Genomic DNA, 13,763 nt, shown 5'->3' on the forward strand with positions numbered 1-13,763 from the left:
CTACGGCCCCGGGCTGACCGCCCCCGGAAACCGCGCCCGCCGGGCGCGGCGCACGGCCCGCGCGGAGCTGCTCGGCACGGACACCACACCGTGCCGCTGGAGCCACACCTGCCGCGTCACCCACACATCGAGCACCGCCCACGTCGCGGCCACCGTCCCCGCCACCGCGCACAGCACGGCCGGCAGGACCAGCCACGTACCGGCGAGGCCGAACAGCACCGTCACCGTGGTCACCTCCAGCGTCCCCGCGATGACGAGGACCGCCCGCACGGCGGACGACCGCACCGGATCGGGCATGCGCGGCCTGCGCGCCGGCTCCTCGACCCACAACGGCCTGCGCGCGCCCGATTGATGGGACGAGACGTCACGTTCCAGGTCCATGGCGGCTCACCTCCCCCTGTGGCTGCCCCGCACGGGTTCTCCCGAAGCGCCCGGAACAGCCCCGCCTCCCCTGTGAGGGAAGAGCGAACGGGACGCCCCGAAGGTTCCCGCGGAACAGGGAGAAATCCGGCCGGACCGATGTGCCCCGGACGTACTGGCCTTCGAGCCGAGTACTTCGCAGTAGTAGGCTCACGGCGCATCACTGTCGCCACGATCTGTCGCCACGATCCGTCGGAACACCATCCCCGTGCGCCGGGGTTGACGTAGGGGAGGCCATGCGCTTTCGCGGGAAGTCGATCCGCCGGAAGATCGTGGCGCTGCTCCTGGTGCCCCTGGTGTCCCTGACCGGCCTGTGGGTCTTCGCCACCGTCATCACCGGCAACGAGGCCGTCCAGTTGATGGACGCCGCCGATGTCATGCGGACCGTCGGCTACCCCGCCGGGGACATGGTCCGCACCCTCCAGAAGGAGCGCCGGCAGACCCTGGTCCACCTCGCCGACCCCGGCCGCGCCGACCTCCTCGACGAACTGCGCACCGAGCAGCGCGCCACCGACAAGGCGGTCGCCGTCTTCCGCGCCGGCATCCACGGCGACGTGCGCGAGGACATGAGCGCCACCGCCGCCCGGCGCTTCGGCATCCTGGAGAAGTCCCTCGACGGCCTCCCCGGCCTGCGCCGCAAGGCGGAGGACGCCGACCTCACCCGCTACGCCGCCTTCCAGGCGTACAACGACGTCATCGAGCCCTACTACGACTTCCTCGGCAGCCTCGCCGCCCTCCAGGACGCCGAGACGGACCGGCAGAGCCGCGCCATGGTGGGCCTGGGCCGCGCCCGCGAGGCCGTCGCCCGCGAGGACGCCCTGCTGGCCGCCGCCCTCGCCGCGGGCAGCATGAGCCGCCAGGATCTACGCGCGTTCTCCGACCACATCGCCGAACGCCGGACCCTCTACAACACCCACCTCGCCGTGCTGCCCGTCGCCGAGCAGAAGACCTACGAGGACTACTGGCGCGGCACCAACGCCGAGGCGCTGCGCTCCGCCGAGGACACCGTCGTCCTCGCCGGCTCCGCCCGGGCCCCCCACACCATCGACGCCCGGCGCTGGCAGAGCACCGTCACGCCCGTCCTCGACGACCTCGGCCGGATGAGCACCGAGGCCATCGACCGCTTCGGCGCCCGGGTGCGGCCCGTCGCCCTCGGCGTCATCACCAAGGCCGTCGTCGCCGGCCTCCTCGGCCTGATCGCCTTCGTCTGCACCGTCGTCATCTCCTTCCGCGTCGGACGGGGCCTCGTCAAGGACCTCCACCGGCTGCGCAAGGAGGCCCACGAGGCGTCGGGCGTCCGGCTGCCGGCCGTGATGCGCCGCCTCGCGGCGGGCGAGCGCGTCGACGTCGAGGCCGAGGTGCCCCGGATCGCCCGCGGGACCGACGAGCTCGGCCAGGTCGGCCAGGCCCTGGACACCCTCCAGCGGGCCGCCGTCGAGGCAGCCGTCAAACAGGCCGACCTGCGGCGCGGCGTCTCCGACGTCTTCGTCAACCTCGCCCGCCGCAACCAGATCCTGCTGCACCGTCAGCTGACCCTGCTCGACGCCATGGAGCGCCGCACCGAGGACACCGACCACCTCGCCGACCTCTTCCGCCTCGACCACCTCACCACCCGGATGCGCCGCCACGCCGAGGGCCTGGTCATCCTCTCCGGCGCCGCACCCTCCCGGCAGTGGCGCAGACCCGTCCCGCTCATGGACGTCGTCCGGGCGGCCGTCGGCGAGGTCGAGGCGTACGAGCGGATCGAGGTGCGCCGGCTGCCGCGGCTGGCCCTCGACGGCCCCGCCGTCGCCGACCTCACCCACCTCCTCGCCGAGCTCCTCGAGAACGCCACCGTCTTCGCACCGCCCCACACCACCGTCCACGTCCTCGGCGAGCGCGTCCCCAACGGCTTCGCCCTGGAGATCCACGACCGGGGCCTCGGCATGGGCGCCGACGCGCTGCTGGAGGCCAACCTCCGCCTCGCCGATCCTGTCGAGTTCGAGCTGTCCGACACCGATCGCCTCGGCCTGTTCGTCGTCGGCCGGCTCGCCCGCCGCCAGGGCGTCCGCGTCTCCCTCCAGCCCTCCCCGTACGGCGGCACCACGGCCGTCGTGCTCATCCCGTCGGCGCTGCTCTCCGAGAGCGCCCCGGGCGGCACGCGGGCCGACCGGGAGGACACCGGCGGCCGGCCCGTCGTCCGGACCCCGGGCCGCCGGGCGGTGTTCCCCGAGGAGACCCACCAGCAGGCCACCGACGGCCCCCACGACGAGCGCACCCCCACCGGCGGCCTGCCCCGGCGCGTCCGGCAGGCCAGCCTCGCCCCACAGCTGCGGGAGCCCGCCCCGGCGGAAGCCCCCCGCACCCCTCCCGTCCCGGAGCCCGACCGCGACGCCGAGGAGGTGCGGGCCAGGATGGCCGCCCTCCAGCGCGGCTGGCAACGGGCACGGGGGGACAATGAGATGACGACGAGCACCACAGCACCAGGAACGACAACTGAGGGGGACGGTCGATGACCGCACACCAGGCCGCGATACGCAACACTCCGTCCGCGACGGGCGAGGCCCGCCCGGGCGCCGGATCCGGCGAGCTCAACTGGCTCCTCGACGACCTCGTCGAGCGCGTCGGCAGCGTCGGCAAGGCGCTGGTGCTCTCCAGCGACGGTCTGGCCAAGGGCAGCTCCAAGGGCCTGAGCCAGGAGGACGGCGAGCACCTCGCCGCCGTCGCCTCCGGCTTCCACAGCCTCGCCAAGGGCGTGGGCCGCCACTTCTCGGCGGGCGAGGTCCGCCAGACCATGGTCGAGCTGGACCGGGCGTTCCTGTTCGTCACCGCCGCCGGCGACGGCAGCTGCCTGGCCGTCATCGCCGACGCCGACTCCGACATCGGCCAGGTCGCCTATGAGATGACGCTGCTCGTCAAGCGGGTCGGCGCGCACCTGGCGACCGCTCCGCGCACCGGCGTCGCCGGCGAGTGACCGGCGGTATGACCGAGGACCCCACCGCGTTCCCGCGGCAGACACCCTCCGGGCCCACGGCCGGGACCACCGGCCGGTGGGGTCCGGCCACCCGCCCGGACGGAGCGCGCGAGCACACCGCCCGGCGGGCCGAGGAGCACACCGCCCAGTGGTACGACGACGCGGCGGGCCCCGTGGTCCGTCCGTACACCATGACCCGGGGCCGCACCAAGGCCCCGGCCGAGGAGCGGCTCGACCTGATCGCGCTGGTCATCGCCGAGGAGTTCCTGCTGGCCCACCCCGGCGGCGCCTACGCGATCGCCGACCGGACCCTCTCGCCGGAACACCTCGACATCGCCGACCTCGCCCGCCGCGAACCCCACTCCATCGCGGAGCTGGCCGCCACCCTGGACCTGCCGGTGGGCGTGGTCCGGGTCCTGGTCGGCGATCTCATCGACGCCGGGTACGTCCGGGTCTCCCGCCCGGTCCCGCCGGCGGAGCTGCCCGACGCGGGCATTCTCCGCGAGGTGATCGACGGCCTGCGCGCCCTATGAGGCCGACCGGCCCACGGCCGGGGCCGGAAGGGGGTTGAACAGACCGCCGTCCATACGGAACGATCTCTACCGAGGGGGAGCACGGGGGGCACGACCACGGGGGAGCGCCATGCCGCACCGACCCTTGATTCGGAGGAAATCCCATGGTTTTCGGGCGCCCTGACCGCGGAATACGGAACCGGACCGCGCCGCTGACCCTCAAGCTCCTGGTCGCCGGCGGCTTCGGCGTCGGCAAGACCACGCTGGTCGGCTCCGTCAGCGAGATCAGGCCCCTGCGCACCGAGGAGCTGCTGACCGAGGCGGGCCGCCCGGTCGACGACCTCTCGGGCGTCGAGGCCAAGCGCACCACCACCGTCGCCATGGACTTCGGCCGCATCACCCTCCGCGAGGACCTCGTCCTCTACCTCTTCGGCACCCCCGGCCAGGACCGCTTCTGGTTCCTGTGGGACGAACTGGCCCAGGGCGCCCTCGGCGCCGTCGTCCTCGCCGACACCCGGCGGCTGGCCGACTGCTTCGCCGCCGTCGACTACTTCGAACGCCGCGGCATCGCCTTCACCCTCGCCGTCAACTGCTTCGACGGCGCCCCCCGCCACTCCGCCGAAGCCGTCCGCGACGCCCTCGACCTCGACCCCGAGGTCCCCGTGGTGATGTGCGACGCCCGCGAACGCGACTCCGTGAAGCGGGTCCTGGTCTCCGTCGTCGAACACGCCCTGGCCACCGGCATCACCGCCCGCCACCCGGCGACGGTCTGAACCGTCCTCAGCGCACGGGGAAGTCGAAGTACGTGTCCGGGTACGGCTCACCGCGCAGCGTGTAGTGCCACCACTCCTCCGGGAGATTGACGAACCCCGCCCCCTCCATCACCGACTTCAGCCGCAGCCGGTTGGCGCGCTGCCGCCCCTCGACCCGGGGATCGAGGGTGTGGGCGAGGGTGTCGAAGCAGTCGAAACCCGTCCCCATGTCCACGGAATTGTCGGGAAATCGCTGCCACCGGGGAGCGAAGCACGGCACGAGCGGCTCACCGGGCACATACGGGCGCGTGGGCCACGCCGGCCGCCGCACGATCGTCAGATCCATCGTGCTGCCCCTGCTGTGACCGGACTTCGCCGCGATGTAGCCGTCCTCGAACAGCCGCGACTTGGCCACCCGCGGATAGAACTCCGCCTTCATCCGCTCGTCGCCCAGATCCTTCGCCCACGCCACGAAGTCGTTCACCGCGCGCTGCGGCCGGTAGCAGTCGTACACCTTGAGCGAGAGCCCCTGCCGCAGCAACACCCGCTGCGCCCGCCGCAGGGCCTCGGCGGCGGGGCGGGTGAGCAGGCACTTCGGGCGTTCGTAGCCGTCGATCCGGTGACCGGTGAAGTTGTGCGGGGTGACGTACCGCATCTCCTGAACGATCGTCGGATCGACGTCGGCGAGGGCGACGAACCCCGGGGTCGCCCGGGCGACCGGCGCGGAAGCGAGGGCCGCGAGCGCGGAGAGGGGGAGGACGAGCGCACGGCAGAGCGCGGAGAATCTCGACATGGGCACGGGGATACCAGCCGTGCACCCGACATGGAAGGGGGACCGGGGGCGAAGCCCCGGAAGAAACGGTGAAAGGGCGGGACCGGGGCACCCCACCCGCAGGGCTCACCCCCGCACCCGCACCCGATACCCCACCTCCTCCGCCCCCTCCCGCTCCACCGTCACCACCCCACCCCGCGACCGCGAGGTAAACCGCACCACCTCCGGCCCCTCCCACCCCACCCCCGCGTCCGTGATCAGCACCCCACCCCCCGTACGCCCCGGAGCCGGCGCCCACACCTCCAGCTCCACCTCCCCGTCCGCACCCGCCACCGGAATCACCGACCCCGCCCGCGCCAGCACCGGAACGCGCGACAACGGCGCCTCCAGAAGCACCTGCCCCGGCCCCTCGTGCGCCCGGCCCGTCGCCGTGTCGTACCAGCGGCCGCGCGGCAGCCGCACCGCCCGCTGATCCGCCCCCAGCTCCAGCACCGGCGCCACCAGCAGCGAATCCCCCAGCAGGAACGCGTCTTCGCAGTCCCGCAGCGCCCGGTCCTCCGGCGACCGCCACCACACCGGCCGCACATACGGCGCCCCCGTGCGCTGCGCCAGATGCGCCAGCGTCACGAAATACGGCAGCAGCCGCGCCCGCTCCCGCAACGCCGCCCCCGCGTGCTCCAGCACCTCCGCCCCGAACTCCCACGGCTCCCGCCGCCCCGCCGAGATCGCCGCGTGCGTCCGGAACAGCGGCAGATACGCGCCCAGCTGGAACCACCGCAGATACAGCTCCGGCGACGGGAACCCCGTGAACCCCCCGACGTCCGGCCCCGAATACGGCACCCCGCACAACCCCAGACCCAGCACCAGTGCCAGCGACGCCCGCAACCCCGGCCAGCCCGTCGCCACATCCCCCGACCACGTCCCGCCGTAACGCTGCATCCCCGCCCAGCCCGAGCGCGAGAAGACGAACGGCCGCTCCTCCGGGCGCAGCTTCCGCAGCCCCTCGTAACCGGCCCGGGCCATCGCCAGTCCGTACACGTTGTGGGCCTCCCGGTGGTCGCCGCCCCGGCCCTCCAGCGCGTGCCGCGCCGAGCGCGGCAGCGTCGGATCCCCGAACGCCGCGAACGACACCGGCTCGTTCATGTCGTGCCACACCCCGGAGAACCCCTGCGCCAGCCGCTCCGCGTACAGCCCGCCCCACCACGCCCGCGCCTTCGGGTCCGTGAAGTCCGGGAAGACGCACTCGCCCGGCCACACCTCGCCGCGCACCTCACGCCCCCGCGCGTCCGTCACGAACGCCCCCGCCGCCACCCCCGTGTCGTACTCCGCCAGCCCCGGCTCCGCCTTCACCGCCGGGTCGACGATCGACACCAGCCGCACCCCCTCCTCCTTCAGCCCCGCCGCCAGCCCCGGCAGATCCGGGAAGCGCTCCCGGTCCACCGTGAACACCCGGTGCCCCCGGTAGTGGTCGATGTCCAGGTGCACCGCCGACAGCGGCAGCCCCCGCTCCCGGTAGCCGGCCACCACCCGCCGCACCTCCCGCTCGCTGCCGAAGCCCCAGCGCGCGTGCTGATACCCCAGCGCCCACGACGGCGGCAGCGCCGCACCCCCCGTCAGCGCCGCCCAGCCGTGCAGCACCCGCGCCGGGGTGCCCACCATCACCCAGTAGCGCAGCGGACCGCCGTCCATCCGCGTCTCGCAGCGCCCCGGCCGGTCGTGCCCCGACCCCGCCCCTTCCTCGCCCTCCCACAGCGTGACCCGGCCGTCCCAGGTGTTGTCGTGGAACACCAGATGCGTCCCCGCGTCCGCCACCACCAGCTGCACCGGCATCGTGATGTACAGCGGATCGTCCCCCGGCCCGAACGCCCCGCCCGGATCGGTGTTCCACAGCCGGTACACGCCGTCCCGCAGCCGCGGCCCCGACGCCCGACCGCCCAGCCCGAAGAACCGCGCGTCCGCCGCCACCTCCGAGCGCTGCACCCACCGCCCGCCCCCCGCCGCGCCCGCCGGCTCCCACCAGCGCGGCGCCAGATCACGCCGCAGCACCACCCCGCCCGGCGTGCGCACCTCCACCGTGCCGTGCCGGGACACCGCCACCAGCACCCGCTCCGAGACCACCCGCCAGCCGCCGTCCGTGTCCGGCTCCAGCACCGCCCGCTCGTCCGCCTCCGGACAGGCGCCCGCCAGCGCGTACGACGGCTCCGGCACCGCCCCGTCCCAGCCGCAGAACACCGCGCCGCCCGCCGCCACCCGCACCCGCAACGAGGACCGGGCGAACCGCACCACCCCGCCCCCCGGCTCCGGGTCCGCGCCCAGCACCACCCCCGGCACCCGGGCCCGCGCCGCCCCCTGCCGGGGCAGCCCCACCGCGTCCACCCGGTGCCGCCGCCAGGCCGACCGCACGGACCGCAGCCCCTGGGCGCTCCCCACCGCGCGCAACGAGGTCATCCACTTCACCGATCGCACAAGGTCACCCGCGTTCATGTCGCTCACCCTGCCACCCGCCCCGGCACCCCCGCGCACCGTTCGCCCCCCGTTCACCCCCGCAAGGACCTGTGCCCTCCCGCGACGGTGTGACACCGGCCCTGGTGCATCGAGTCGATCACATGGCATCGTCCTCACAGCCACCGCACGCGCGCACCCCGTACGTGCGCACGGCTCCGCCCACGACGCGCTCACAGCCCGGGAGCAGCCACATGACCACCGCACCGCAGCCCGTCGACCAGCCCGAGCCCCTGTGGCGGCCCGGCGCGGACCGCGTCGCAGGCGCCCAGGTCACCCGCTTCCACACCCGGGCCGCCGAACACCACGGCGCGCCCGCCCCCGTCCCCGGCGACCCCGTCGCGAGCTACGCGGCCCTCCACCGCTGGTCCGTGACCGAACCCGAGACCTTCTGGCAGGCCGTCACCGAGTGGTGCGACGTCCGCTTCACCACCCCCTACGAGCGCGTCCTCGCCGATGCGGCCATGCCCGGCGCCCGCTGGTTCCCCGGCGCCACCCTCAACTACGCCGAGCACGCCCTGCGCACCGCCGAGGACCCCGCGCGAGCCGACGAGCCCGCCCTGCTGCACGTCGACGAGACCCACGACCCCCGCCCCGTCACCTGGGCGGAACTCCGCCGCCAGGTCGGCTCGCTCGCCGACGAGCTGAGCCGCCTCGGCGTCCGCCCCGGCGACCGCGTCAGCGGCTACCTGCCCAACATCCCGCAGGCCGTCGTCGCCCTCCTCGCCACCGCCGCCGTCGGCGCCGTCTGGACCTCCTGTGCTCCCGACTTCGGCGCCCGCAGCGTCCTCGACCGCTTCCAGCAGGTCGAGCCCGTCGTCCTCTTCACCGTCGACGGCTACCACTACGGCGGCAAGCGCCACGAGCGCGCCGACGTCGTCGCCGCCCTCCGCGCCGAGCTCCCCACCCTGCGCGCCGTTGTCCACATCCCGCTGCTCGGCACCCCGGCCCCCGAGGGCACCCTCGCATGGGACGCCCTGACCGCCGCCGACACCGAACCGGTCTTCGAGCAGCTCCCCTTCGACCACCCGCTGTGGGTCCTCTACTCCTCCGGCACCACCGGGCTGCCCAAGGCCATCGTCCAGTCCCAGGGCGGCATCCTCGTCGAACACCTCAAGCAGCTCTCCCTCCACTGCGACCTCGGCCCCGGCGACCGCTTCTTCTGGTACACCTCCACCGGCTGGATGATGTGGAACTTCCTCGTCTCCGGCCTCCTGGTGGGCGCGACCGTCGTCCTCTACGACGGCAGCCCCGGCCACCCCACCACTGACGCCCAGTGGCGCGTCGCCGAACGCACCGGCACCACCCTCTTCGGCACCTCCGCCGCCTACGTCATGGCCTGCCGCAAGGCCGGCGTCCACCCCGGCCGCGACCTCGACCTCTCCCGCGTCCGCTGCGTCGCCACCACCGGCTCCCCGCTGCCGCCCGACGGCTTCCGCTGGATCCACGACGAGGTTTCCGAGGACATGTGGATCGCCTCGGTCAGCGGCGGCACCGACGTCTGCAGCTGCTTCGCCGGCGCCGTCCCCACCCTCCCCGTGTACATCGGCGAACTCCAGGCCCCCTGCCTGGGCACGGACCTCCAGGCCTGGGACGCCCACGGCAAGCCCGTCGTCGACGAGGTCGGCGAGCTCGTCGTCACCAACCCCATGCCCTCCATGCCCATCCACTTCTGGAACGACCCCGACGGCCACCGCTACCGCGAGAGCTACTTCGAGATGTTCCCGGGCGTCTGGCGGCACGGCGACTGGATCACCCTCACCTCCCGGGGCACCGTCGTCATCCACGGCCGCTCCGACTCCACCCTCAACCGCCAGGGCGTACGGATGGGCTCCGCCGACATCTACGAGGCCGTCGAACGCCTCCCCGAGATCCGCGAATCCCTCGTCATCGGCGTCGAACGCCCCGACGGCGGCTACTGGATGCCCCTCTTCGTCCACCTCGCACCGGGCGCCCGGCTGGACGACGAGCTGCTCGACCGCATCAAGAGCACCATCCGCCGGCAGCTCTCCCCGCGCCACGTCCCCGACGAGGTCATCGAGGTCCCCGCCATCCCCCACACGCTGACCGGCAAGCGCATCGAGGTCCCGGTCAAGCGGCTCCTCCAGGGCACCCCCCTGGAGAAGGCGGTCAACCCCGGGTCCGTCGACGACGCCGAACTGCTGGGCTTCTACGAGCGCCTGGCCCGCGAACGCGGCTGACCTGGGTGAACGGGCCGTTGTCAGTACCTTCGATTACGCTGCGTGAGAATTGATTCACGTAGCGTCGAGGGGGAGTTCATGCCGCACACGGACAACGGCCGCAGGACCGACAACGGCCGGAAACGACTGACCGCACGACGCAGGCTGCGCCACGAGACACCCAGCACCGTGGCCGTCCTCGCCGACGAGACGGACTTCGCCGCCATGCGGCGCTACCGCAGCTTCCGCTTCGACGACCACGCCGGCTACCTCCGCCAGGTCGACGGCCTGCTCAGAGCACTCGCCTCCCAGGGCACCCACATCAGCCTCACCCTCTTCGACCCCACCGCCTATCAGGAGTACTGCGCCGACGCCCGCCTCGACCCCGACACCCCCACCAGCCGCACCCGCTACACCGCCGACAGCGCGGCGACCGGCGCCCGCCTGACCTACGACGGCCGCCCCCTCACCCGCCTGCTGCCCGACCTCGTCCGCGCAGCCGAACAACAGGCGACCTGGGAATACGCCTCCGCCCTCCTCGAACCCGGGGAGGACGCGGGCCGGACGGCCTTCGCCCGGGCGTCGAAGCTCCTGCGCCGCCTCATCGAAACGGCGGGCGACGGCAGTCACCACCTCGTGTGCAGCGTCTCCACGCTCGACGACGCGAACACCCCGCTGGTCGCCGTCGTCGAAGCCGAGTGCGCCGGGGGACCGCCGCGCCTCCGGGAATCGGCGGCACTGCTCTTCTGCACGGTCCTCGCGGCGGGCATCACCCTGGGCAGCCCCGGCGGCGTCGTCCTGCGCACCGTCCGCCCCGGCGAGCCCGAGACGGTCCGCGGCTGGTGCCTGGACGGCGACGGACTGCGCCCCCTGACGGCGGGCGAGGTCTTCGCCGCCTACTGCACCGACGCCGCCACCGGCGAACCCGTGCCCCCGGAGCACGGCGTCGAGTACCTGGGGGGAGTGCCGCTCGAATAGCGAACAGAAAGAGAGGAGGGGTGCCCCACCGACAGGCAGGGCACCCCTCACTCACCGAACGGCATCGGGCTCACTCGCCCGACAGCACCGCCTGCGCGGCCAGACGCGCCTCCTCGGCGGAATCCGTCGCACGAGCGGCGGCGGCGGCACGCTCGCACTGCGCCAGCGTGTGCTTGGCCAGCGTCGCCCGCACATACGGGATCGACGCCGCGCCCATGGACAGGCTGGTCACACCCAGACCCGTCAGCACACAGGCCAGCAGCGGGTCGGACGCCGCCTCACCGCAGACGCCACAGCTCTTGCCCTCGGCCTTGGCGGCCTCCGCCGAAAGGGCCACCAGGTCGAGCAGCGCCGGCTGCCACGGGTCCTGCAGACGCGAGACCGCGCCCACCTGACGGTCGGCGGCGAACGTGTACTGCGCCAGGTCGTTCGTACCCAGCGACAGGAACTCGACCTCCTGAAGGATCGAGCGCGCCCGCAGCGCGGCGGAGGGGATCTCCACCATCGCGCCGAACTTCGCCTGCAGCCCGGCCTCACGGCACGCGTCCGCGAACGCCTTGGCGTCCGTACGGTCCGCCACCATCGGGGCCATGACCTCCAGATAGACCGGCAGGCCCTCGGCCGCCTTGGCCAGCGCGGTGAGCTGCGTGCGCAGCACCTCCGGGTGGTCCAGCAGCGTCCGCAGGCCGCGCACGCCGAGCGCCGGGTTGGGCTCGTCGGCCGGGGTCAGGAAGTCGAGCGGCTTGTCCGCGCCCGCGTCCAGCACGCGCACGACGACACGGCCCTCGGGGAACGCCTCCAGCACCTTGCGGTACGCCTCGACCTGCTTGGCCTCGGACGGCGCCTTCGCGCTGTCGTCCAGGAAGAGGAACTCGGTACGGAACAGGCCCACGCCCTCCGCACCCGCCTCCACCGCGGCCGGCACGTCCGCCGGACCGCCGATGTTCGCCAGCAGCGGCACCTTGTGCCCGTCGGACGTCGCACCCGGACCGGACGACGCGGCGAGCGCCGCCTTCCGCGCCTCGGCCGCCTTCGTCAGCTCGGTGCGCTTCTCCTCGCTCGGATCGACGAAGACGTCGCCCGTGCTGCCGTCCACGGCCACCACCGTGCCCTCGGCGAGCTCACCGGCGCCCGGCAGCGCCACCACGGCCGGCACCCCGAGCGCCCGCGCCAGGATGGCGGAGTGACTGGTCGGCCCGCCCTCCTCGGTCACGAAGCCCAGCACCAGCGTCGGGTCCAGCAGCGCGGTGTCGGCCGGCGCCAGGTCCCGCGCGATCAGCACATACGGCTCGTCGCTGTCCGGCACACCGGGCATCGGCACGCCCAGCAGCCGCGCCACGATGCGGTTGCGCACGTCGTCGAGGTCGGCCACCCGGCCGGCCAGGTACTCACCGGCGTTGGCGAGCAGCGCCCGGTAGGCGGCGAACGCGTCGTACACCGCGCGCTCGGCGGTGCTGCCGACGGTGATGCGACGGTCGACGTCGGCCATCAGCTCGGGGTCCTGGGCCATCATGGCCTGGGCCTCCAGCACGTGCTGGGCCTCGCCGCCCGCCAGGTTGCCGCGCGCGATGAGATCGGCGGCGACGGCCTCGACGGCCTGCCGCGCGCGCCCCTGCTCACGCGGCGCCTCGTCCGCCGGGATCTGCTTGGCCGGCGGCTCCAGGACCGCCGTGCCCATGTGCCGGACCTCGCCGATCGCCACACCGTGGCTCACACCGACGCCTCGCAGCGTTGTCTCCATTTCACGTCTCCGGTTGATTGCGAACGGCCGTGGGACACGCCCGCCGCGATGGATGTCGTACGCGCCGTCCCGTCCGGGACGGCTCAAGATCACCGAAGGTGAAAGGTCACTGCCAGGAGAAGAGCGCGTCGCCGGCCTTCACGTCGCCGTCCTCGACGACCTCGCCCAGCGAGTCAGCCGTCGCCTCGAGCGCGACGACGGGACAGACCGGGGACTTGCCGGCGGCCTCGACGGCGGCCGGGTTCCAGCGCACGACCTCCTGGCCGCGCGCGACGGTGTCGCCCTTGTTGACGAGCAGCTCGAAGCCCTCGCCGTTGAGCTGAACGGTGTCGATGCCGAGGTGCGTCAGCACTCCGTGGCCCTCGCCGTCGACGACGACGAAGGCGTGGGGGTGGAGCGAGACGATGACGCCGTCGACCGGGGAAACCGCGGCGTGCGGCTCACGGACCGGGTCGATAGCGGTACCGGGTCCCACCATCGCGCCGGAGAAGACCGGATCGGGCACTGCCGCGAGTCCGATGGCGCGTCCGGCGATCGGGGACGACACGGTGGTCATGGGAAGCCTCCCAGAGGTGGAGAATCATCACGCGCCGTCACTACCTGTCCTGGACGGCGCACTGGTCGGAAGCCTAAGTCATAGGAACTGAGGGTTCCGCACGAGCGTGCGCGCTGCGCGCACGCGAGAGCCGTGTGCGGTGCGTAATCGATTTGCCTGTGCCTGGCAGGCGCTGTACTGTCGGGTTCCTGCCCACGACCGAGGCCCGCAGCGAGAGCTGCTGGCGAGGTGGGGGCGGCACTCCACTGGATGAGATCCTTCCCGGATCCGCTGCTGTGTGCCCGCATGCCTTTGTGTATGCACGGTGAACAAGGCGGAAACGGGGCCGGAAAAGTCCTGATAGAGTGTGAAACACCGAAGGGAAGCCCGGAGGAAAGCCCCAGTAAACACTGTGGGC

11 protein-coding genes are annotated in these 13,763 nt (G+C 73.3%); 6 read left to right on the top strand and 5 right to left on the bottom strand.

The window, feature by feature from the left end; translation table 11 throughout:
- Positions 1–381: a hypothetical protein gene (locus ACX9I7_RS24450; RefSeq protein WP_387576148.1), complete on the bottom strand. Its 381-nt coding sequence runs from the start codon at positions 379–381 to the stop codon at positions 1–3.
- 275 nt (positions 382–656) lie between these two features.
- Between ACX9I7_RS24450 and ACX9I7_RS24455 the strand changes: the two genes are divergently transcribed.
- The 4 genes from ACX9I7_RS24455 (at position 657) to ACX9I7_RS24470 (ending at position 4,658) form a co-directional block, all read left to right on the top strand.
- Positions 657–2,915 carry a sensor histidine kinase gene (locus ACX9I7_RS24455; protein ID WP_459388505.1) on the top strand — a complete coding sequence of 753 codons (2,259 nt, stop codon included), beginning with the start codon at positions 657–659 and terminating at the stop codon, positions 2,913–2,915.
- A complete protein-coding gene (locus ACX9I7_RS24460; protein WP_126913200.1) occupies positions 2,912–3,373 on the top strand; it encodes a roadblock/LC7 domain-containing protein in 462 nt (153 codons plus the stop codon). The genes ACX9I7_RS24455 and ACX9I7_RS24460 overlap by 4 nt, the downstream gene beginning before the upstream one ends.
- Positions 3,374–3,381: 8 nt before the next feature.
- Positions 3,382–3,906 (top strand): DUF742 domain-containing protein, encoded by a 525-nt coding sequence (locus ACX9I7_RS24465; protein WP_387576144.1) that lies wholly within the window; start codon positions 3,382–3,384, stop codon positions 3,904–3,906.
- Between the two features lie 143 nt (positions 3,907–4,049).
- Positions 4,050–4,658 (top strand): GTP-binding protein, encoded by a 609-nt coding sequence (locus ACX9I7_RS24470; protein ID WP_387576142.1) that lies wholly within the window; start codon positions 4,050–4,052, stop codon positions 4,656–4,658.
- A gap of 7 nt (positions 4,659–4,665) precedes the next feature.
- Here ACX9I7_RS24470 and ACX9I7_RS24475 read toward each other — a convergent pair whose 3' ends face one another.
- Positions 4,666–5,430: a M15 family metallopeptidase gene (locus ACX9I7_RS24475; RefSeq protein WP_387576140.1), complete on the bottom strand. Its 765-nt coding sequence runs from the start codon at positions 5,428–5,430 to the stop codon at positions 4,666–4,668.
- Positions 5,431–5,535: 105 nt separating this feature from the next.
- On the bottom strand, positions 5,536–7,893 hold the full coding sequence (locus ACX9I7_RS24480) for a glycoside hydrolase family 31 protein (RefSeq protein ID WP_459388506.1): 2,358 nt from the start codon (positions 7,891–7,893) through the stop codon (positions 5,536–5,538).
- 212 nt (positions 7,894–8,105) lie between these two features.
- On the opposite strand from ACX9I7_RS24480, the gene ACX9I7_RS24485 reads away from it, so the two are divergent.
- Both ACX9I7_RS24485 and ACX9I7_RS24490 read left to right on the top strand, forming a co-directional pair.
- On the top strand, positions 8,106–10,112 hold the full coding sequence (locus ACX9I7_RS24485; RefSeq protein ID WP_459388507.1) for an acetoacetate--CoA ligase: 2,007 nt from the start codon (positions 8,106–8,108) through the stop codon (positions 10,110–10,112).
- A 78-nt stretch (positions 10,113–10,190) separates the two neighbouring features.
- Positions 10,191–11,069: a hypothetical protein gene (locus ACX9I7_RS24490; RefSeq protein ID WP_459388508.1), complete on the top strand. Its 879-nt coding sequence runs from the start codon at positions 10,191–10,193 to the stop codon at positions 11,067–11,069.
- 70 nt (positions 11,070–11,139) lie between these two features.
- Here the strand turns inward: ACX9I7_RS24490 and ptsP are convergent, their stop codons facing one another.
- Together ptsP and ACX9I7_RS24500 are read right to left on the bottom strand one after the other, a co-directional pair.
- On the bottom strand, positions 11,140–12,810 hold the full coding sequence (gene ptsP / locus ACX9I7_RS24495; RefSeq protein WP_387576132.1) for a phosphoenolpyruvate--protein phosphotransferase: 1,671 nt from the start codon (positions 12,808–12,810) through the stop codon (positions 11,140–11,142).
- Between the two features lie 106 nt (positions 12,811–12,916).
- Positions 12,917–13,366, bottom strand: a complete 450-nt coding sequence (locus ACX9I7_RS24500; RefSeq protein WP_387576130.1) for a PTS sugar transporter subunit IIA — start codon at positions 13,364–13,366, stop codon at positions 12,917–12,919.
- Between the last annotated feature and the right edge of the window lie 397 nt (positions 13,367–13,763).

Source organism: Streptomyces sp. L500, assembly GCF_054551825.1.

Excerpts from the sequence above, each read along its gene's own strand:
- ACX9I7_RS24450 (WP_387576148.1), bottom strand. The coding sequence starts at position 381 with ATGGACCTGGAACGTGACGTCTCGTCCCATCAATCGGGCGCGCGCAGG.
- ACX9I7_RS24455 (WP_459388505.1), top strand. The coding sequence starts at position 657 with ATGCGCTTTCGCGGGAAGTCGATCCGCCGGAAGATCGTGGCGCTGCTC.
- ACX9I7_RS24460 (WP_126913200.1), top strand. The coding sequence starts at position 2,912 with ATGACCGCACACCAGGCCGCGATACGCAACACTCCGTCCGCGACGGGC.
- ACX9I7_RS24465 (WP_387576144.1), top strand. The coding sequence starts at position 3,382 with ATGACCGAGGACCCCACCGCGTTCCCGCGGCAGACACCCTCCGGGCCC.
- ACX9I7_RS24470 (WP_387576142.1), top strand. The coding sequence starts at position 4,050 with ATGGTTTTCGGGCGCCCTGACCGCGGAATACGGAACCGGACCGCGCCG.
- ACX9I7_RS24475 (WP_387576140.1), bottom strand. The coding sequence starts at position 5,430 with ATGTCGAGATTCTCCGCGCTCTGCCGTGCGCTCGTCCTCCCCCTCTCC.
- ACX9I7_RS24480 (WP_459388506.1), bottom strand. The coding sequence starts at position 7,893 with ATGAACGCGGGTGACCTTGTGCGATCGGTGAAGTGGATGACCTCGTTG.
- ACX9I7_RS24485 (WP_459388507.1), top strand. The coding sequence starts at position 8,106 with ATGACCACCGCACCGCAGCCCGTCGACCAGCCCGAGCCCCTGTGGCGG.
- ACX9I7_RS24490 (WP_459388508.1), top strand. The coding sequence starts at position 10,191 with ATGCCGCACACGGACAACGGCCGCAGGACCGACAACGGCCGGAAACGA.
- ptsP (WP_387576132.1), bottom strand. The coding sequence starts at position 12,810 with ATGGAGACAACGCTGCGAGGCGTCGGTGTGAGCCACGGTGTGGCGATC.
- ACX9I7_RS24500 (WP_387576130.1), bottom strand. The coding sequence starts at position 13,366 with ATGACCACCGTGTCGTCCCCGATCGCCGGACGCGCCATCGGACTCGCG.